Source organism: Paraburkholderia sp. 32 (genome assembly GCF_050435345.1).
GTDB lineage: Bacteria > Pseudomonadota > Gammaproteobacteria > Burkholderiales > Burkholderiaceae > Paraburkholderia > Paraburkholderia tuberum.
The window spans coordinates 2,504,634-2,522,874 of the sequence record NZ_JBNDKD010000003.1; the positions used below are offsets into that span (position 1 = coordinate 2,504,634).

Sequence of the window (18,241 nt, forward strand, 5' to 3'; positions counted from 1 at the left end):
CCCCACCGGCGCCACGCTACAATGTGCGCTGATTGCGCCGCGCGCACCGTGCGGCTTGCCCTTGCTCCCTTCATGACTCCAAAGCCTTCTTCGCGTTCTGCTTTCTCGTCGGCGCGTTCGCGCGAATCCCGTTTGTCGACGCTGCAACTGTCGCCCGAATCGCTCGGGTTCGCACTCGATTGCGCGGCCCAGGCCGTCGGCGCCGTGCGTCTCGGGGCGGCCTTGCCCGCGGCGCTGCAAAGCGTTTTCGTGGCGGTGCCCGAGGACAACGCCGCAGCGGCGCGCGGCGCGGTGCAGGATATCGCCTATCGCACGCTGCGCCGTCTCGCAACCGCCGAGTGGCTGATCGCGAAGCTGGTGAAGAAGGCGCCTCCGCCGCACGTCGCGCATGTGCTCGCGTGCGCGCTCGCGCTGCTCGTCGACGACGAAGCGAGCGCCGCCTACACGCCGTTCACGGTCGTCGACCAGGCGGTCAGGGTGATTGGCGCGCGTCGCGAGTTCGCGTTCGCGAAGGGGCTCGTCAACGCGGTGCTGCGCAACTTCTTGCGCGAGCGCGACACGTTGCTCGCCTCGGTGCAAGCCGATGAAGTAGCGCGCTGGAACTATCCGGCCTGGTGGATCGACGCGGTGAAGCGCGCATGGCCCGAGGCGTGGCAATCGGTGCTGGCCGCCGGCAACACGCAAGGTCCGCTGACGTTGCGCGTGAACGCGCGCCATTCGACGGTCGACGCCTATCTGCAAGTGCTGCAACGCCAGCAGATCGCCGCAAGCAAGGCTGGCGAGTACGCGGTCACGCTCGCGACGCCAATGCCGGTCGAGCGCATTCCGGGCTTCAGCGAAGGTGTCGTGTCCGTGCAGGACGCAGGGGCGCAACTCGCCGCGCAATTGCTCGGCGTGCGCGACGGCATGCGCGTGCTCGACGCATGCGCGGCCCCTGGCGGCAAGACCGGGCATCTGCTCGAACTCGCCAACGTTCAACTGGTCGCGCTCGAAAGCGATGCGTCTCGTGCGCGCCGCATCGGCGAAAACCTGCGGCGTCTGAAGCTCGAAGCGGAAGTGCGCATCGGCGACGCGGGCAACCCCGCGCAGTGGCACGACGACCTCGACCAGCCGTTCGACCGCATCCTCGCCGACGTGCCGTGCTCGGCGTCGGGCATCGTGCGGCGTCATCCGGATATTCGCTGGCTGCGTCGTCAGTCCGATATCGCCGCGCTCGTCGCCGAACAGCGCCGCATTCTCGACGCGCTGTGGCCGCTCGTGAAACCGGGCGGCGAGATGCTTTACGTCACCTGTTCGATCTTCCCCGAAGAGGGCGAGTTGCAGGCACAGTGGTTTGGAAACCAGCACCAGGATGCGGTACGATTGGACGCGCCGGGGCAGCTTTTACCCTCAGTTGCCCGCGCGCCCGCCGACCCATCGGCCGGTTCTCATGCTGGACGACCCGCTGAATTCAGCGCCGGCACGAACTCAGACCACGACGGATTTTTCTACGCGCGCTTTCAGAAACGGTGACCATAAAACGCTTCTTCCCGCTTCGGCTCGCTGCCGTGCTCTGGATCGCGCTGGCCGTCTGGCTTGCAGCGCCGGGCGCGGCGCACGCTGACTCGATAGCGGTGCAGCGGGCGTCGCTGCAGGCCGACAACGGCGGCTGGAGTCTCGACGCGCATTTCGAATTCCAGCTGAACAGCAATCTCGAAGACGCGGTCAACAAAGGCATTCCGCTTTATTTCACGACCGATTTCGAACTGAGCCGGCCGCGCTGGTACTGGTTCGACGAGCAGCCGGTCAGCGTGTCGCAAAGTTTGCGGCTGTCGTTCCAGCCACTCACGCGCGAATATCGCGTGTCGAGCGTGCAGTCGGGCGGCTTGCAGCTCGGCTTTTCCACGCTCAACGATGCGCTCGCGGTGATCAAGCACGTGACGTCGTGGCACGTGATCGACCGCAATCAGGTGCGGGTCGGCGAAACCTATAACGCGTCCGTGCGCATGCAACTCGACATCGGGCTGATGCCCAAGCCGTTCCAGATCGACGCGGTGAACAACCGCGACTGGAACCTCGCCTCCGATTGGAAGCGCTTCACTTTCACGGCCGCCGATCGTGCTAAATAAAGTGCGCTCATCTTCCACCAGTGTCAGCAGCATCGTCGTGCGCGTGCTCGTGTCGACGGTCGCGGTGACGGCCGTGTTGCTGCTCGTGTTGCTGGCCGCCGCCAGCGCGAACACCGAATTCTTCGACCGCTATTACCAGTGGCTGTATGCGGCCAACGTCGCGGTCGCGTTGATCTTTCTGCTGGTGGTGGCGACGCTCGTCGTCATCATCATCGTGCGATTACGCACGGGCAAATTCGGCACACGGCTGCTCGCGAAGCTCGCGTTCTTCATGGCGCTGGTCGGTGTGGTGCCGGGCGGCATCATCTACATCGTGTCGTATCAGTTCGTGTCGCGCAGCATCGAGTCGTGGTTCGACGTGAACGTCGAAACCGCGCTCGCGTCCGGCCTCAACCTCGGGCGCGGCATGCTCGACGCGTCGCTGTCCGATCTGCAGACGAAGGCGCGTTTGATGTCCGAGCAGCTCGCGAGTGCGGATGCGGCCGGCACCACGTTGACGCTGCTGCGTTTGCGCGACCAGTTCGGTGTGCAGGACGCGACGATCGTCGAGCCGACCCGCAGCATGTCTGGCGCGACGCCGGACATGCACGTGGTCGCGCAGGCGTCCGGCAACTACGCGATGCTGCTGCCGAACGATCTGCCGACACCGCTGATGATCGAGCAGGCGCGTGGCCACGGCTATGCGGCGATCGAAGGCGAAGTGGACGGCGATCCGAATGCGCACGGCGGCAAGGGAGCGCTGCGTCTGCGCGTGGTGCAGCGTATTCCCGATGCGAACGCGTCGCTATTGCAGCCCGCCGAGCGCTTCCTGCAACTGACGCAGCCGGTCTCGACGACACTCGCGCGCAATGCCGACTCGGTGCAGCGCGCGTATCGCGAGTATCAGGAGAAGGCGCTCGGCCGCACCGGCTTGCGCAAGATGTACATCGGCACGCTGACCCTGTCGCTGTTTCTCGCGACTTTCATCGCGATGATGCTCGCGCTGGCGCTCGGCAATCAGCTCGCGCGGCCGCTATTCCTGCTCGCGCAGGGCACGAAGGAAATCACCGAGGGCGACTACACGCCAAAGCGCGAGATCAAGTCGCGCGACGAACTCGGTTTCCTCACGCAGTCGTTCAATGCGATGACGCGGCAGTTGTCGGAAGCGCGCGGGGCGGTCGAGAAAAATCGTATCGCGCTCGAGCATTCGAAGGCGTATCTCGAGAGCATCCTCGCGAACCTGACCGCGGGTGTGTTCGTGTTCGACCGGCAATTCCGGCTGACCACCGCGAATCGAGGCGCCGAGCGGATTTTCCGTCAGCCGTTCCAGACGGTGCTCGGCTCGTCGCTCGATCAGATCGGCGTGCTCGGCGAATTCGGCGCGATGGTGCGCAAGGCATTCGCCGATCGCGAAGCGGCGAGCGAAGACAGCCATGACGACAACGGCCATTGGCAGCAGCAGTTCTCGGTGCCGGTGCCCGGCGAAACCGAGCCGCTCACGCTGCTCGTGCGCGGCGCGCGCCTCGTCGCGGCGAACGAGCGCGACGCTGAAGGCATGCAGACCGCGGGCTACGTGATCGTGTTCGACGACATCTCCGACGTGATCTCCGCGCAGCGTTCGATCGCATGGGGCGAAGTCGCGCGGCGCCTCGCGCACGAGATCAAGAATCCGCTCACGCCGATTCAACTGTCGGCCGAACGATTGCAGATGAAGCTCGCCGACAAGCTCGCGCCGTCGGATGCGGACGTGCTGAAGCGCGGCGCGACGACGATCGTCAATCAGGTCGCCGCGATGAAGCAGATGGTCGACGATTTCCGCGACTACGCGCGCACACCGCCCGCGGTACTCGCGCATCTGCAATTGAATGGTCTGGTCAGCGAGGTGCTCACGCTGTACGGTATCGAAGAAGGCAAGGGCGCGATCCAGGTCGAGCTGGCGGCCTTGCCCGCGATACGCGGCGACGCGACGCAGTTGCGTCAGGTGATCCACAACCTGCTGCAGAACGCGCAGGACGCGGTCGCCGAAGTCGCGCATCCGCGTGTTTTGCTCGAGACGAGGACAGTAGAATACGGAGACCCCGACGCGCAAGGCAAGGCACGCGTCGCGGTCCGTCTGACAGTGTCGGACAACGGACCAGGCTTCCCCGCGCGTATCCTCACGCGCGCGTTCGAGCCGTACGTGACGACCAAGGCCAAGGGTACGGGTCTGGGACTTGCGATGGTCAAGAAGATCGTCGACGAACATGGCGCGCGCATCGACATTCGCAATCGCATGAAGGCCGGCGACGTGATCGAAGGCGCGCAGATTTCGATTCTCTTCCTTCAACTGGCGGACGACTCCGCGCAGCCGGGTGCACCTGGTTCGGGTGCCCATCCGGCGCACGGCGGCGCGTCGCAGGGAACGACAAAAGCAACAGTGCAGACAAGGGCAGCGTAAATGGCAACCATCCTGGTGGTAGATGATGAAATGGGCATCCGGGAACTGCTCTCGGAGATCCTCAGCGACGAGGGACACGTCGTGGAGGCCGCTGAAAACGCGCAGGAGGCGCGCGAGTTCCGTCTGCGTCAGGCGCCGGACCTCGTGCTGCTCGACATCTGGATGCCGGACACCGACGGCGTGACGCTGCTCAAGGAATGGGCCGCGCAAGGTCAATTGACGATGCCCGTGATCATGATGTCCGGTCACGCGACGATCGACACCGCGGTCGAGGCCACCAAGATCGGCGCGCTCAACTTCCTCGAAAAGCCGATCGCGTTGCAGAAGCTATTAAAGGCGGTCGAGCAGGGACTCGCGCGTGGTAACGCGGCGGCCGTGCCTGGCGGCGTGGCTGCGAAGCCGGCGTTGCCGGTCAGCGCATCGTCAGTCGCGTCGGCGGCCGCGTTGCCGATACTGTCGTCCGATGGCGTCGGCGGCGGCACGCTCGTCGCGCAAACCGCGTCGATCTCGTTCGACATTCCGCTGCGCGATGCGCGCGATGCGTTCGAGCGCGCGTACTTCGAATATCACCTCGCGCGCGAGAACGGCAGCATGACGCGTGTCGCGGAGAAGACCGGTCTCGAGCGCACGCATCTTTATCGCAAGCTGAAGCAACTCGGCGTCGATCTCGGCAAGAACAAAGGGGAGTGAGCGCCACGTGTTGCATGCGAACGCGGCCCGGCAGATTATTTATGAAAGGGCTTGCTGAACTGCGGATCGCTTGATATAGTTTCGTTCTTCGTTGGCCCGGTAGCTCAGTTGGTAGAGCAGCGGATTGAAAATCCGCGTGTCGGTGGTTCGATTCCGCCCCAGGCCACCAGGATTCGGCCCCAGGAAATCGCAAGATTCCCTGGGGCTTTTCCGTTTGGCGGACAAGTCGTCACTTCGGCTTGCCATGCAGTTGAAGCCGCGCGGGTGGGACAGCTGGCGTCGGCGACATTCGGTGTCGCGTGATAAAATCGCGCCAGTTCAAGGACTTGCATGCAGGCGTCGCACGCGGTCGTGCACCGCGCGAATGCAGTGCCGAGCATGTCGCACCGAAGCACCCAATCCTTCGCCCGACGATCGGCGGTATAAGCGCCCAGCCACGTTCCCGCGCAACGCGCGACCTATACTGCTTTGGGCCGGCACAGTGCCGGCACACGTCGCGCCGCGTTGCTTGCATGGCGCACCTCGCGCAGCGCGACGTGGCACTCTCATTCACGGAGTATCACGGTGATCCGCAAAGACGCTAAGCGTAGCGCGCTCGTGCTGTTTTCCGGCGGCCAGGATTCTGCCACGTGTCTCGCGTGGGCGCTCGACCGTTACGACACGGTCGAAACGGTCGGCTTCGATTATGGTCAGCGTCATCGTGTCGAACTCGAATGCCGCGAAGGATTCCGTCAGGCCGTCGTGCGTGCGTTTCCGGCGTGGGCCGATCGTCTCGGCGACGATCACACGATCGACCTGTCGCTGCTCGGCGCGATCAGCGACACCGCGATGACGCGCGAGATCGAAATCGAAGCCACGGCCAATGGGTTGCCGAACACGTTCGTGCCGGGCCGCAATCTGATGTTCATGACGATCGCCGCGGCCATCGCGTATCGGCGCGGTTTGCAGGTGCTGGTCGGCGGGATGTGCGAGACGGACTTCTCGGGCTACCCCGATTGCCGCGACGACACGATGAAGGCGCTGCAGGTCGCGCTGAATCTCGGCATGGACGCGCGTTTCGCGCTGGAGACGCCGCTGATGTGGCTCGACAAGGCCGACACGTGGCGCCTCGCGCGCGAGCTCGGCGGCGACGCATTGGTGGAACTGGTGCGCGTCGAGACGCATACCTGCTACGTCGGCGAACGGGCCGAGTTGCACGCATGGGGCTTCGGCTGCGGCGAATGCCCGGCATGCCGGTTGCGCAAACGTGGCTATGAGGCCTACCTCGCCGGCGAAAAAGTCACCGAGCCGGTCTGACGGCTCGCGCGAGAGCGCCCATCATTGAGCATCATTGATTCAGGAACACAGGACAGAAAGCAGCATGACGTACGCGGTCAAGGAAATTTTCTACACGTTGCAGGGCGAGGGCGCGAATGCCGGGCGGCCGGCCGTGTTCTGCCGTTTCGCGGGCTGCAATCTGTGGTCCGGCCGCGAAGAGGATCGCGCGGACGCCGTCTGCCGTTTCTGCGACACCGATTTCGTCGGCACCGACGGCGAGAACGGCGGCAAGTACCGCACCCCCGACGAACTGGTCGCGATGATCGCGTCGCAATGGCCGCAAGGCGAGGGCGAACGCTTCGTCGTGTGCACTGGCGGCGAGCCGATGCTGCAGCTCGATCAGCCGCTCGTCGACGCGCTGCACGCGGCCGGCTTCGAGATCGCGATCGAGACCAACGGCTCGCTGCCGGTGCTCGACACGATCGACTGGATCTGCGTGAGCCCGAAGGCCGACGCGCCGCTCGTCGTGACGAAGGGCAACGAACTGAAAGTCGTGATCCCGCAGGACAACCAGCGCCTCGACGACTACGCCAAGCTCGACTTCGAGTATTTCCTCGTCCAGCCGATGGACGGCCCGTCGCGCGACATCAACACGAAGCTCGCGATCGACTGGTGCAAACGTCATCCGCAGTGGCGCCTGTCGATGCAGACTCACAAGTATCTGAACATTCCCTGATTTGCCGTGCTGACGATTACCCGAAAACTCGAATTCGACGCGGGCCACCGCATTCCCGATCACCGCAGCCAGTGCCGTAATCTGCATGGCCATCGCTACGTGCTCGAAATCACGCTGCTAGGCGATCTGGTCGACACCGAAGGCGCGCCCGATCGCGGCATGGTGATGGACTTCGCCGACGTGAAGTCGCTCGCCAACGAGCACCTGGTCGACAAGTGGGACCACGCGTTTCTCGTCTACGAAGGCGACACGCAGGTGCGTGGCTTCCTCGACAGCATGGCGGATCACAAGACGGTCGTGATCGATCGCATTCCGACCGTCGAAAACCTCGCCGCGATTGCGTTCGACATTCTCGCGAACGTCTACGACGCGCACTACGGCGTGAACCTGCGCCTGCACAAAGTGCGTCTGTACGAGACGCCGAATTGCTGGGCCGAGGTGGTCCGCGACTCGCTTCCCACCTGAATCCACGCCCCGCCACGCGAACGAACTCTCGCGTTATTGTCACGGTATGATCGTTCCGACCAACACACGGAGCGAGACATGCCGGTCACCGCATCGCGTCGCAGCAGGCAACGAGGCCGTCAGCGCCCCGGTGCCTGCCTGATCCACTATCTGGCCCCGCTTCGCATTGCAAACCTGCGCGAGGCCAGCCGATGAGCACCTTCACCAACTCCCTCAAACAACGTCTGAAGGACAACGCGCCGCTGATCGGGCTGTGGTTGTCGCTCGGCAGCGAGGCCGCCGCGGAAGCACTCGCGCACGCCGGCTTCGACTGGCTGCTGATCGACATGGAGCACGCGCCCAACGATAGCGGCGGCGTCGAGTCGCAATTGCGCGCGATTGCCGCCGCCCATCTGCCGAGCGAGCCGGTGGTGCGGGTGCCCGCGAGCGAGCCGTGGCTCGTCAAGCGCGTGCTCGACGCCGGCGCGCGCACGCTGATGTTCCCGAACATCGAATCCGCCGAAGACGCGGCACGCGCCGTGCGGCTCACCCAATATCCGACCGCCGAGGCGCTCGACGGCCTGCGCGGCGTCGCGGGCGTCGTGCGCGCGGCCGGTTACGGCATGCGGCGTGATTACGTGCAGACGGCCAACGCACAGATCGCGACGATTGTGCAGATCGAATCGGCGCGCGGTTTGCGGGAGGTCGAGCAGATCGCGGCGACGCCGGGCGTCGATTGCCTGTTCGTCGGGCCGGCCGATCTCGCCGCGAGCCTTGGTCATCTCGGCGACGCGAAACACGCGGACGTGCAGGCGGCGATGGCGCGTATCGTCAGCGCGGCGGACAAGGCCGGCATTGCCGCCGGCATCTTCGCGATGGACGTGGCGAGCGCGCGGCAGCATCGCGACGCCGGTTTTCGCTTCGTCGCGCTAGCCGCCGACGTGATCTGGATGTTGCGCGCGACGCGCCAGGCATTACAGGAGGTGAGGTCATGAACGGCAGAGTGCAGGGGGGCGCCGGGCGGATGATCACGCGAGTGACCGCGCAAGTGACCATGGCGGCGGCGCTGCTCGCGACTGGGGCGTGGAACGCCGCGTATGCACAGGATCGCGTCGCCAAGGCGAACGATCCGCAGACGCAATCCGCGGTGGCCGACTACAACGCCGGCAACCTTGGCGCGGCGCTGAGCGAATTCCGCCAGGCCGCCGAGCGCGGCAGCCGGCTTGCGCAGTTCAACTACGCGATGATGCTGCTCAACGGCGAAGGCACGCCGGTCAACGTCGACGAAGGCAAAAAGTGGCTGCGCAAGGCCGCCGACGCGAACATGTCGCACGCGCAATACGTGTACGGCAAGATGTACGACGATGGCGAGTTCGTCGAGCGCGATCCGGTGGAGGCGCATCGCTGGTTCATGAAGGCGGCCGCGCAGGGCCATGTGCAGGCGGAGCTCGCGCTCGCGAATCAGTTCCTCGACGGACGCGGTACCGAGCGTGACAACAAGCAGGCGTTCGTCTGGTACAAGAAAGCGGCGCAGGGCGGCGACATGACCGCGCAGTACGTGACCGGCTCGTTCTACGAGCGTGGCGGCGATGGTGTCGACCGGAATCTGAATGTGGCGCGCGCGTATTACGCGGCCGCGGCGGCGCAGGGCGATCCGGCCGCGCGCCTGAAGTATCAGCAGTTGAGCGCGCAGCTGCGCGATCAGAAGGAAGTGAAGCCGCAGTAATGAAGCAGCAATAAAGCAACAGGGCGCTCGCAACGAGCGCCCCTTTTTTGCATTGTCGTTTGCTGCGTGCCGCTAGCTACGGGTTAGCTCTGCATCAACCGCTTCTGTCGCGCGACGCTCATGATCAGCCCGATCGCGACGCCCAATGTAGTCAGCGCGGTGCCACCGTAACTCATGAACGGCAACGGCACGCCGACCACCGGCAGAATCCCGCTCACCATGCCGATATTGACGAACGCGTACGTGAAGAATGCCATCGTCAACGAGCCGGCCAATAATCGCCCGAACAATGTCGCGCCGTTGGCCGCGATGTAGAGCCCGCGCGCGATCAATAGCATGTACAGCGTGAGCAGCACGATTCCGCCTGCCAAACCGAACTCTTCCGAAAACACCGCAAAGATGAAGTCGGTGTGCTTCTCGGGGATGAACTCCAGATGCGCCTGCGTACCCTTCAGCCAACCCTTGCCGAGCGGGCCGCCCGAGCCGATCGCGATCACCGCTTGAATCGTGTGGAAGCCTTTGCCGAGCGGGTCCGAGGTCGGATCGAGCAGCGTGCAGATGCGGTGCTTCTGGTAGTCGTGCATCAGCGGCCACTGCACTTCGGGCTGACAGATCTTGTCCTGGAACGCCGCGATCGACGCAACCGCAATCACGGCCGCGATCAGCACCGGCATGATCAGCTTGAAGCTCAGCCCCGCGAAGTAAATCACGAACAGGCCGGCCGCGAACACGAGCACGGCCGTGCCGAGGTCGGGCTGCTTCGCGATCAGGCCGACCGGCACGATGAGGATCACGAAGCCGACCAGGTAGTCGTACCAGCGCATCACGCCTTCGCGGCGCTGGTAGTACCAGGCGAGCATCAGCGGTGTGGCGATCTTCATGATTTCCGATGGCTGGATCACCACGCCGACGTTGATCCAGCGCTTCGCGCCCTTGCGCGTAAGGCCGAACATCGCGACTGCGACCAGTAGCGCGATCCCGAACGCGTAGAGCGGGACCGCGAAGCGCATCAGCGTATTGGGCGGCACATTGGCGAGCCCCCACATCAGCACGAAGGTGAGCAGGATGTTGCGCAACTGGTCTTCGACGCGGCCCGGCATGTCGAGCGTCGCGCTGTACAGCGTGACGATGCCGACGCACAGCAGCAGAAACACGATCAGTGCGAGCGGACGGTCGAAGCCTACGAACATCCGCTTGATGCGCTCGAGCCAGGCGCGCTTGTCGAATTGCATGCCTTTCTCCTTATTCGTCGATGCCGCCGGCGGCCGGCTGGCGCGGCGACGCGCCCTGGAAGCTGTCCTCGCGCGATGGTGCCGCGACGCTCGGCGCCGGCTCGCTTGCCGGACGGGGTTGGTGCGGGGCGCCGGACGTACGCGACGCGGATTTCTTTGCCGCGGACGAAGCCGAAGCCGGCCTGGCCGCCGAGGCCGCGCGCGCCGCGCTGGCCGAAGCCGCTGCCGGCGCGCTGGCCGGCACCGTTGCCGCCGCGCCAGCCGACGCCGCCACCGGCGCAGACGCGCCATTCGCGCCCGAAGCCGCAACGGCCGCCGACGCACCGGAGGCCACAGCGGCAGCCGCCGCCCCTGGCATCGGCAGTGCCGTAAAGCCCGCCGCAATCTTGAGCGAGTGAGCGGCCTCATGCGAGGCCGGCGTATCGCCGACCTGCGGCGCGGATGCTTCGAGCGTGGTCGATGCCGCTACCGCGACGGCCGCTTCTTCCGCGCCGGGCTTGGTCTTGCCGACCAGGTAATAGTCGAGCACCCTGCGCGCGATCGGACCGGCCGCCTCCGCGCCCCAGCCGCCGTTTTCGACGACCAGCGCGAGTGCGATCTTCGGTTGATCGGCCGGCGCGAAGGCGATGAACAGCGCGTGATCGCGCAAATTCTCCGCAACCGCGTGACCTTTGTAGTTCGCGCCTTGCAGCGAGTACACCTGCGCGGTACCGGTCTTGCCGGCCGCCTGATATGGCGCGCCCGCGAACACTTTGGCCGCCGTGCCGTTCGTGACCACGCCTTCCATCGCGCGCTTGATGAAGTCGATGTCCTGCTGCTTGACCGCGATCTTGTCGCTCGGATCGCGCACCACCGGCCGCGTGTCCTTCGTGATCGGATTCTCGATGTCGCGCACGAGGTGCGGCTTCATCACGACGCCGTTGTTCGCGAGCGTTGCGGTGGCATGGGCCAGCTGCAGGATCGTGAACGAGTTGTAGCCCTGGCCGATGCCGAGGCTGACCGTTTCGCCTTCGTACCACTTCTGCTGCTCGGGGCGGCGGTATGCGTGGCGCTTCCAGTCGGTCGACGGCAGGATGCCCTTCGCTTCGCCGGCGATGTCGATGCCGGTGATCTGCCCGAAGCCCCACGGCTTCATGAAGTTCGCGATGTTGTTGACGCCGAGATCGTGCGCGAGCATGTAGAAGTACGTGTCGTTCGACACGACGATCGCGCGGTTCATGTCGATCCAGCCTTGGCCCGAGCGCACGTCGTTGCGGAACGTGTGGCCGCCGAACGTGTAGTAACCGGGGTCCTGGAAGCCCCAGCTCGGCGTGCGCTTGTGCAGCGTCAGCGCGGCGAGCGCCATGAACGGCTTGTAGGTCGAGCCCGGCGGATAGGTGCCGTGCAGCGGCCGGTTCAGGAGCGGATGGTCGGGCGAGTTGTTCAGCTCGTCCCAGGTCTGCTGGTCGATGCCGTCGACGAAGGAATTCGGATCGAAGCTCGGCGCCGACACGAACGCGAGCACGTCGCCGGTGGACGGCTCGATCGCGACGAGCGCGCCGCGGTGTCCGGCGAACGCCTGCTCGGCGACCTGCTGAAGGCCGATGTCGAGCGACAGCACGAGGTTGTTGCCCGGCGTCGCCTGGGTGCGCGACAGCGTACGCACCGGGCGGCCGCCCGCCGTCACCTCGACTTCCTCGAAACCGGTCTGGCCGTGCAGCTCGGTCTCGTAGCTCTGCTCGACGCCGATCTTGCCGATGTAATCGGTGCCCTTGTAGTTGTTCGCGTCAAGACGCGGATCGTAGTGATCCGGATCGCTGTCGTTCTGATCGCTGGCGTCGTCGATGCGGTCCTGGTCGCGTTGCGAAATCCGTCCAATGTAGCCGATCACGTGCGCGGCGGTCGGCCCGAGCGGGTACTGGCGGAACAGCCGCGCGCGCACTTCGACGCCAGGGAAGCGGAAGCGCTGCGCGGTGAAGCGCGCGACTTCGTCGTCGGTCAGGCGCGTGCGGATCGGCAGACTTTCGAAGTTCTTCGAGTCTTCCTGCAGCTTCTTGAAGCGGCGACGGTCGCGCGCATCGATCGACACGACGGTGGCGAGGTTGTCGACCACGTTATCGAGCGTGTCGTTCAGCTTCGACGGGGTGATTTCGAGCGTATAGGCCGAGTAGTTCTTCGCGAGCACGACGCCGTTCCGGTCGGTGATGATGCCGCGGTTCGGCACGATCGGCGCGACGGAGATGCGGTTTTCATCGGCTTGCAGCGAGTACTTGCTGTAGTGCCAGACCTGCAGGAACAGGAAGCGGAAGCCGATCAGCCCGAAGCAGACAAACACGAACAGGCCAGCCGCCGCGACGCGCAGGCGGAATTTCGTGAGCTGCTGTTGAGTGTCCTTGAATTCGGTCATGCGATTCTGCAAAAGGCCGGCATGCGGCCATCAAGAGTGTGCGCCCAAACTGGCCGCGGCCGGTGGGCCCGATGCGGGATCAAATGGGGCGCGTATCGTCCGGGTCGGCGGGGCGGCGCTGCGGCATCAGCAGCAAGATGCTGGCGACCGGCCACAGCGCAGCTTCGACGAAACCGTCGATCAGATAACTCCAGCCCGGAAACGCCGCGCCGGTCAACAACCGGATCACGAACGGCACCAGTTGCGCGACGACGAGCAGCGGCATCACCGCGAACGTCTGCACGCCGAGCGACATCCACAACACGCGGCGGTGAATCGTGATCGCGCCGTACGAGAGCAGCGTGTAGGCGAGCGCGTGCTCGCCGAGCAGGCTCGCGTTGTGCACGTCCATCAGCAGACCGAGCAGAAACGCGATGCCCATGCCCACCTTGCGCGGCTGATGGACATTCCAGAACAGCAGCACGAGTGCGACGAAATCGGGCACGCCGGCGAGACGCCCCCACGGCATCAGGTTCAGCAGGAACGCGGAAGCGAGGCTGAACGCGATGAAGTACGGGTTGACGGGCTGCAGGATGTATTGCGGGCGATTCATGGCTGAGCCCCCGGCTCGGCTTGCGGCTTCACGTTCTTCGCGGCGGCCGGCTTTTCGGCTTTCCTGTCGGCTGCGGGCTTGTCGGACTTCTTGTCGGCCGCAGCTTTGCCCGGCGCCTTTTCCACAGATTTGGCTGCGGGCTTTTCGGTCGCCGCTTTGTCGGCGGCGTTCCTGTCGGCTGGCCTGGCGGCGGATTTGTCCGCCGCGCCCTTGCCGTCCGCTGCTTTGGCGCCCTTCTTCGCTTTCGCTTCCTTCGCGACGGTTGCCGCGTCGGGTTCGTCCGCCGGGCGCGGCGGCGCGTTGTTCTGGACGTGCAGCACGAGCACCTGACGCGCACCGCGCACTGCGGCGACCGGCAGACTGACTACGTGCGCAAACGCGGTGTCGGCCTGCTTGTCGACGCGCACGACCTTCGCGACCGGCAGCCCCGGCGGATACACGCCGTCGAGGCCGCTCGTGACGAGCTCGTCGCCGGTCTGGACGTCGGCGCTGATCGGCACGAAGCGCAGATCGAGCGTGTCGCCCTTCGGCGTACCGTAGATCACGCTGCGTAAGCCGGTGCGCAGAATTTCGACCGGCACCGCCTGGTCCTTGTCCGTCAGCAGCGTGACTTCGGCCTGCAGCGGGAACACCCGTGTGACCTGGCCGATCACGCCATCTTCGTCGACGACCGGCGAGCCGTTCTGGATGCCTTGCTGCGCGCCGCGTCCGATCACGACCTTCTGCGTGAACGGATCGCGCGTGTCGTACTGGATTTCGGCGGGCAGCGATTGCGTGGTGAGGCTCTGCGACAGTTGCATCAGCGCGCGCAGATGGCCATTTTCGGCGGCGAGCGACGCGGCCAGATTGGCCTGCTGCGACAGCCGCAGATCCTTCGCGCGCAGCTTCGCGTTCTCGTCGCGCAGCGTGGCGCTCGTCACGGCGAGGTCGGCGGCGCCCATGAAGATGTCGCGCGGCACGAGCGCTGCACGCTGCAAAGGATAAAGACCCGCGCCGAGCACGCCGCGGACGATTTCGAGCGTCTGGAAGCGAGCATCGGAGATCAGCAGGGCGAGCGCCAGCACGACGAAGAACACCAGTCGGGCCAGAGCGGAGGGGCCTTGCTTGAACAGGGGCGGCGGACTGTATTCCATGGTCGGCGCCGGGGGCGTGAGCGGTTGGGTGAGACGGCGACGCGCAAGGCGCGCGCGGTCAGCGAGCGGAGGCTGGTCGGCCCAGCCAACGACAAAGCGGCCCGCAAGGGGCCGTGTGCCAGATCCGCGCTACTGACATGGGAGGAAGGCTCGCTTACTCGTACGAGAAGATGCTGCCGAGCTTGTCCATGCGTTCGAGCGCCATGCCCGAGCCGCGCACGACGCAGGTCAGCGGGTCTTCGGCGACGAGCACCGGCAGGCCGGTTTCTTCGGCGAGCAGGCGATCGAGGTCGCGCAGCAGCGCGCCACCGCCGGTCAGCATCATGCCGCGCTCGGCGATGTCCGCGCCGAGTTCCGGCGGCGTCTGTTCCAGTGCGATCTTCACCGACGACACGATCTGGTTCAGCGGATCGGTCAGCGCTTCGAGGATTTCGTTGCTGGAGATCGTGAAGCTGCGCGGAATGCCTTCCGACAGATTGCGGCCCTTCACTTCCATTTCCTTGACTTCGGAGCCCGGGAACGCGGAGCCGATTTCCTTCTTGATGGCTTCGGCGGTCTGTTCGCCGATCAGCATGCCGTAGTTGCGGCGGATGTAGTTGACGATCGCTTCGTCGAACTTGTCGCCGCCAACGCGCACCGAGCCCTTGTACACGATGCCGCCGAGCGAGATCACGCCGACTTCCGTCGTGCCGCCGCCGATGTCGACGACCATCGAACCCGTTGCTTCCGACACCGGCAGGCCCGCGCCGATCGCGGCAGCCATCGGCTCTTCGATCAGATACACCTGCGAGGCGCCCGCGCCGTGCGCGGCTTCCTTGATCGCGCGACGCTCGACCTGGGTCGAACCGCACGGCACGCAGATGATGATGCGAGGCGACGGCGAGAACATGCGCGATTCGTGAGCAGTCTTGATGAACTGCTTGATCATCTGCTCGGTGACGGTGAAGTCGGCGATCACGCCGTCTTTCATCGGGCGGATCGCCTCGATGTTGCCCGGTACCTTGCCGAGCATCTGCTTGGCTTCCTTGCCGACTGCCTGAATGGTCTTCTTGCCGTTGGGGCCGCCTTCCTGGCGGATCGACACGACCGACGGTTCGTCGAGAACGATGCCCTTGCCGCGCATGTAGATAAGGGTGTTGGCGGTGCCGAGGTCAATCGCCAGATCGTTGGAGAAGTAGCTGCGCAAAAAACCGAACATTCAAAATCCTGTCTCGCTGGGGGCCGGGCCTCGCACCGTATGCGTAGGGCGGCAGCGGAAAAATAACAGCTTCAACCGGGCGGTAGCGACGCCACATGAACTTGAAGCCGCGGGGGAGTCTACCGGAGGCCGTTGCAAAGCCAGGGCGGAAAGCGCCGGACGTTCTTGGAATTGTCCGTAAGGCCTTGGTAAGTCGGTCCGGGTTTGGGTCGAACGCGTAATGATACCTTATAATTTTGGATGTTTTGAAGGAAACGGAGCGCACATTTTGTCATTGCGGCTCCTTTTTCCGGATTGTCCTATCTTGTCGTAACCCGCTGTTACAACGCGACTTTTTTAACCGTTGTGACATTCCACCCTTTCCGGTGACTGCATGGCTCTGACCCTGACCGATGTAAAACGCATCGCGCATCTCGCGCGACTCGAACTGGCCGATGCCGACGCCGAGCACACGCGTGCCCAGCTCAATGATTTTTTCGGCCTCGTCGAGCAGATGCAGGCGGTCGATACCACCGGCATCGCGCCGCTTGCCCACCCGATCGAGCAGATCGAAGACGTCGCGCTGCGTCTGCGTGACGACGCCGTCACGGAGACGGTCGAGCGCGAGGCTTTCCAGCGCCCCGCGCCGGCCGTTCAGGACGGCCTGTACCTCGTGCCGAAGGTGATCGAATAAGACCCGCCGGGCAGACCCCGGGTCTGGCGTCGGCGCGAGCCTCCGTGGTCCAGACGCGCGTCCTCGCCGCGAAGCTTGCCGGACCGGTCTGCCGACGGGCAACCGAAGGCCTCCACGGCGGCGTGACCACGCTGCCGCGCTTTCCAGGATAAAACGCAATGCATGAAAAAAGTTTGAGCGAACTGCGCGCTGCGCTCGCGGCCAAGGAATGCTCCGCAGTCGAACTGGCGCAGCTGTACCTGAAGCGGATCGACGCGGCCAATAGCCTGAACGCGTTCATTCAGGTCGATCCGGAACTGACGCTCGCGCAGGCGAAAGCCGCCGACGCGCTGCTGCACACCGGCCATGCGGGCCCGCTGGTCGGCCTGCCGATCGCGCACAAGGATGTGTTCGTCACGAAGGGCTGGCGCTCCACGGCCGGCTCGAAGATGCTCGCGAACTACGAAAGCCCGTTCGACGCGACCGTGGTCGCGCGTCTGCAGAACGCCGGCATGGTGTGCGTAGGCAAGACCAACATGGACGAGTTTGCGATGGGTTCGTCCAACGAGAATTCGTATTTCGGCGCCGTGCAGAATCCGTGGGACCGCAAGGCCGTGCCGGGCGGTTCGTCGGGCGGCTCGGCTGCCGCCGTGGCCGCGCGTCTCGCGCCCGCCGCGACCGGCACCGACACCGGCGGCTCGATCCGCCAGCCGGCGTCGTTCTCGGGCATCACCGGCATCAAGCCGACGTACGGCCGGGTGTCGCGCTACGGCATGATCGCGTTCGCGTCGTCGCTCGACCAGGGCGGCCCGATGGCGCAAAGCGCCGCGGACTGCGCGACGCTGCTCAACGCGATGGCCGGCTTCGACGAGCGCGACTCGACGAGCCTCTCGCACGAGCGCGAGGACTACACGCGCTATCTCGGCAAATCGTGGCGTGACGACGGCACGGACAAGCCGCTCGCCGGTCTGCGCATCGGCCTGCCGAAGGAGTATTTCGGCCCCGGTCTCGCCGACGACGTGCGCGCGTCGATCGACACCGCCTTGAAGCAGTACGAAGCGCTCGGCGCGACGCTCGTCGAGGTGTCGCTGCCGAAGACCGAACTGTCGATCCCGGTCTACTACGTGATCGCGCCGGCCGAAGCATCGTCGAACCTGTCGCGTTTCGATGGCGTGCGCTTTGGCCATCGCGCGGCCGAGTACCGCGATCTGCTCGACATGTACAAGAAGTCGCGTGCCGAAGGCTTCGGCCCGGAAGTGAAGCGCCGCATTCTGGTCGGCACCTACGTGCTGTCGCACGGCTACTACGACGCGTACTACCTGCAGGCGCAGAAGATCCGCCGCATCATCGCGCAGGACTTCCAGCAAGCGTTCAAGCAGTGCGACGTGATCATGGGACCGGTCGCGCCGTCGGTGGCGTGGGACATCGGCGCGAAGGGCGACGATCCGGTGCAGATGTATCTGGCCGACATCTACACGCTGTCGGTGAGCCTCGCCGGCCTGCCGGGCATGAGCGTGCCGTGCGGCTTCGGCGCGGGCGCGAACGCGCAGCGTCCGGTCGGTCTGCAGATCATCGGCAACTATTTCAACGAAGCCCGGATGCTGCAGGTGGCCGACGCGTTCCAGCGCGCGACCGACTGGCACCGTCAGGCACCGGCAGGAGTGTGAGCAC

The 18,241-nt window shown here is 65.2% G+C and carries 16 protein-coding genes and 1 tRNA gene; 12 read left to right on the forward strand and 5 right to left on the reverse strand.

All coding sequences use genetic code 11. The annotated features are described in order from the left end of the window. Positions 1-72: 72 nt before the first annotated feature. From rsmB to OKW26_RS34460, 10 genes are all read left to right on the forward strand, one after another. Positions 73-1,512 (forward strand): 16S rRNA (cytosine(967)-C(5))-methyltransferase RsmB, encoded by a 1,440-nt coding sequence (rsmB, locus tag OKW26_RS34415; protein ID WP_429356409.1) that lies wholly within the window; start codon positions 73-75, stop codon positions 1,510-1,512. Continuing rightward, positions 1,509-2,108 (forward strand): DUF4390 domain-containing protein, encoded by a 600-nt coding sequence (locus OKW26_RS34420; protein WP_184025788.1) that lies wholly within the window; start codon positions 1,509-1,511, stop codon positions 2,106-2,108. The genes rsmB and OKW26_RS34420 overlap by 4 nt, the downstream gene beginning before the upstream one ends. Next, positions 2,098-4,524 carry an ATP-binding protein gene (locus OKW26_RS34425; protein WP_429356410.1) on the forward strand — a complete coding sequence of 809 codons (2,427 nt, stop codon included), beginning with the start codon at positions 2,098-2,100 and terminating at the stop codon, positions 4,522-4,524. The genes OKW26_RS34420 and OKW26_RS34425 overlap by 11 nt, the downstream gene beginning before the upstream one ends. Further along, entirely contained in the window at positions 4,525-5,214 is a 690-nt protein-coding gene (esaR, locus tag OKW26_RS34430) for a response regulator transcription factor EsaR (protein WP_184051110.1), read from the forward strand. Positions 5,215-5,307: 93 nt separating this feature from the next. Beyond that, positions 5,308-5,383: transfer RNA gene (locus OKW26_RS34435), tRNA-Phe, on the forward strand. Between the two features lie 395 nt (positions 5,384-5,778). Then, positions 5,779-6,510, forward strand: a complete 732-nt coding sequence (gene queC / locus OKW26_RS34440) for a 7-cyano-7-deazaguanine synthase QueC (protein ID WP_429356411.1) — start codon at positions 5,779-5,781, stop codon at positions 6,508-6,510. Positions 6,511-6,574: 64 nt separating this feature from the next. Continuing rightward, positions 6,575-7,207, forward strand: a complete 633-nt coding sequence (gene queE, locus OKW26_RS34445; RefSeq protein ID WP_184060905.1) for a 7-carboxy-7-deazaguanine synthase — start codon at positions 6,575-6,577, stop codon at positions 7,205-7,207. 9 nt (positions 7,208-7,216) lie between these two features. Next, the gene (gene queD / locus OKW26_RS34450; RefSeq protein WP_184061034.1) at positions 7,217-7,672 is read left to right on the forward strand and encodes a 6-carboxytetrahydropterin synthase QueD; all 456 of its coding nucleotides are present in this window, start codon (positions 7,217-7,219) and stop codon (positions 7,670-7,672) included. 191 nt (positions 7,673-7,863) lie between these two features. After that, entirely contained in the window at positions 7,864-8,646 is a 783-nt protein-coding gene (locus OKW26_RS34455) for an HpcH/HpaI aldolase family protein (RefSeq protein WP_090802233.1), read from the forward strand. Positions 8,647-8,675: 29 nt separating this feature from the next. Continuing rightward, a complete protein-coding gene (locus OKW26_RS34460; protein WP_409340037.1) occupies positions 8,676-9,377 on the forward strand; it encodes a tetratricopeptide repeat protein in 702 nt (233 codons plus the stop codon). A gap of 83 nt (positions 9,378-9,460) precedes the next feature. Here the strand turns inward: OKW26_RS34460 and rodA are convergent, their stop codons facing one another. The 5 genes from rodA to OKW26_RS34485 form a co-directional block, all read right to left on the reverse strand. Further along, on the reverse strand, positions 9,461-10,609 hold the full coding sequence (gene rodA / locus OKW26_RS34465; RefSeq protein ID WP_187612101.1) for a rod shape-determining protein RodA: 1,149 nt from the start codon (positions 10,607-10,609) through the stop codon (positions 9,461-9,463). A 10-nt stretch (positions 10,610-10,619) separates the two neighbouring features. Continuing rightward, positions 10,620-12,995 carry a penicillin-binding protein 2 gene (gene mrdA / locus OKW26_RS34470; protein ID WP_429356412.1) on the reverse strand — a complete coding sequence of 792 codons (2,376 nt, stop codon included), beginning with the start codon at positions 12,993-12,995 and terminating at the stop codon, positions 10,620-10,622. Positions 12,996-13,074: 79 nt separating this feature from the next. Continuing rightward, positions 13,075-13,587 carry a rod shape-determining protein MreD gene (gene mreD / locus OKW26_RS34475; RefSeq protein WP_018419085.1) on the reverse strand — a complete coding sequence of 171 codons (513 nt, stop codon included), beginning with the start codon at positions 13,585-13,587 and terminating at the stop codon, positions 13,075-13,077. Further along, positions 13,584-14,720 carry a rod shape-determining protein MreC gene (mreC, locus tag OKW26_RS34480; protein ID WP_429356413.1) on the reverse strand — a complete coding sequence of 379 codons (1,137 nt, stop codon included), beginning with the start codon at positions 14,718-14,720 and terminating at the stop codon, positions 13,584-13,586. The genes mreD and mreC overlap by 4 nt, the downstream gene beginning before the upstream one ends. A 154-nt stretch (positions 14,721-14,874) precedes the next feature. Continuing rightward, positions 14,875-15,918 carry a rod shape-determining protein gene (locus OKW26_RS34485; RefSeq protein ID WP_004189550.1) on the reverse strand — a complete coding sequence of 348 codons (1,044 nt, stop codon included), beginning with the start codon at positions 15,916-15,918 and terminating at the stop codon, positions 14,875-14,877. A gap of 373 nt (positions 15,919-16,291) precedes the next feature. Here OKW26_RS34485 and gatC point away from each other — a divergent pair, with 373 nt between their 5' ends. Beyond that, positions 16,292-16,591: an Asp-tRNA(Asn)/Glu-tRNA(Gln) amidotransferase subunit GatC gene (gatC, locus tag OKW26_RS34490; protein ID WP_018419087.1), complete on the forward strand. Its 300-nt coding sequence runs from the start codon at positions 16,292-16,294 to the stop codon at positions 16,589-16,591. A gap of 158 nt (positions 16,592-16,749) precedes the next feature. Next, the gene (gene gatA, locus OKW26_RS34495) at positions 16,750-18,237 is read left to right on the forward strand and encodes an Asp-tRNA(Asn)/Glu-tRNA(Gln) amidotransferase subunit GatA (protein ID WP_429356414.1); all 1,488 of its coding nucleotides are present in this window, start codon (positions 16,750-16,752) and stop codon (positions 18,235-18,237) included. Positions 18,238-18,241: the final 4 nt, after the last annotated feature.

What these genes read in the sequence shown, in the direction of transcription:
- rsmB (WP_429356409.1), top strand. Translation starts at nt 73, where the DNA reads ATGACTCCAAAGCCTTCTTCGCGTTCTGCTTTCTCGTCGGCGCGTTCG.
- esaR (WP_184051110.1), top strand. Translation starts at nt 4,525, where the DNA reads ATGGCAACCATCCTGGTGGTAGATGATGAAATGGGCATCCGGGAACTG.
- queE (WP_184060905.1), top strand. Translation starts at nt 6,575, where the DNA reads ATGACGTACGCGGTCAAGGAAATTTTCTACACGTTGCAGGGCGAGGGC.
- OKW26_RS34455 (WP_090802233.1), top strand. Translation starts at nt 7,864, where the DNA reads ATGAGCACCTTCACCAACTCCCTCAAACAACGTCTGAAGGACAACGCG.
- OKW26_RS34460 (WP_409340037.1), top strand. Translation starts at nt 8,676, where the DNA reads ATGATCACGCGAGTGACCGCGCAAGTGACCATGGCGGCGGCGCTGCTC.
- rodA (WP_187612101.1), bottom strand. Translation starts at nt 10,609, where the DNA reads ATGCAATTCGACAAGCGCGCCTGGCTCGAGCGCATCAAGCGGATGTTC.
- mrdA (WP_429356412.1), bottom strand. Translation starts at nt 12,995, where the DNA reads ATGACCGAATTCAAGGACACTCAACAGCAGCTCACGAAATTCCGCCTG.
- mreD (WP_018419085.1), bottom strand. Translation starts at nt 13,587, where the DNA reads ATGAATCGCCCGCAATACATCCTGCAGCCCGTCAACCCGTACTTCATC.
- mreC (WP_429356413.1), bottom strand. Translation starts at nt 14,720, where the DNA reads ATGGAATACAGTCCGCCGCCCCTGTTCAAGCAAGGCCCCTCCGCTCTG.
- OKW26_RS34485 (WP_004189550.1), bottom strand. Translation starts at nt 15,918, where the DNA reads ATGTTCGGTTTTTTGCGCAGCTACTTCTCCAACGATCTGGCGATTGAC.
- gatC (WP_018419087.1), top strand. Translation starts at nt 16,292, where the DNA reads ATGGCTCTGACCCTGACCGATGTAAAACGCATCGCGCATCTCGCGCGA.
- gatA (WP_429356414.1), top strand. Translation starts at nt 16,750, where the DNA reads ATGCATGAAAAAAGTTTGAGCGAACTGCGCGCTGCGCTCGCGGCCAAG.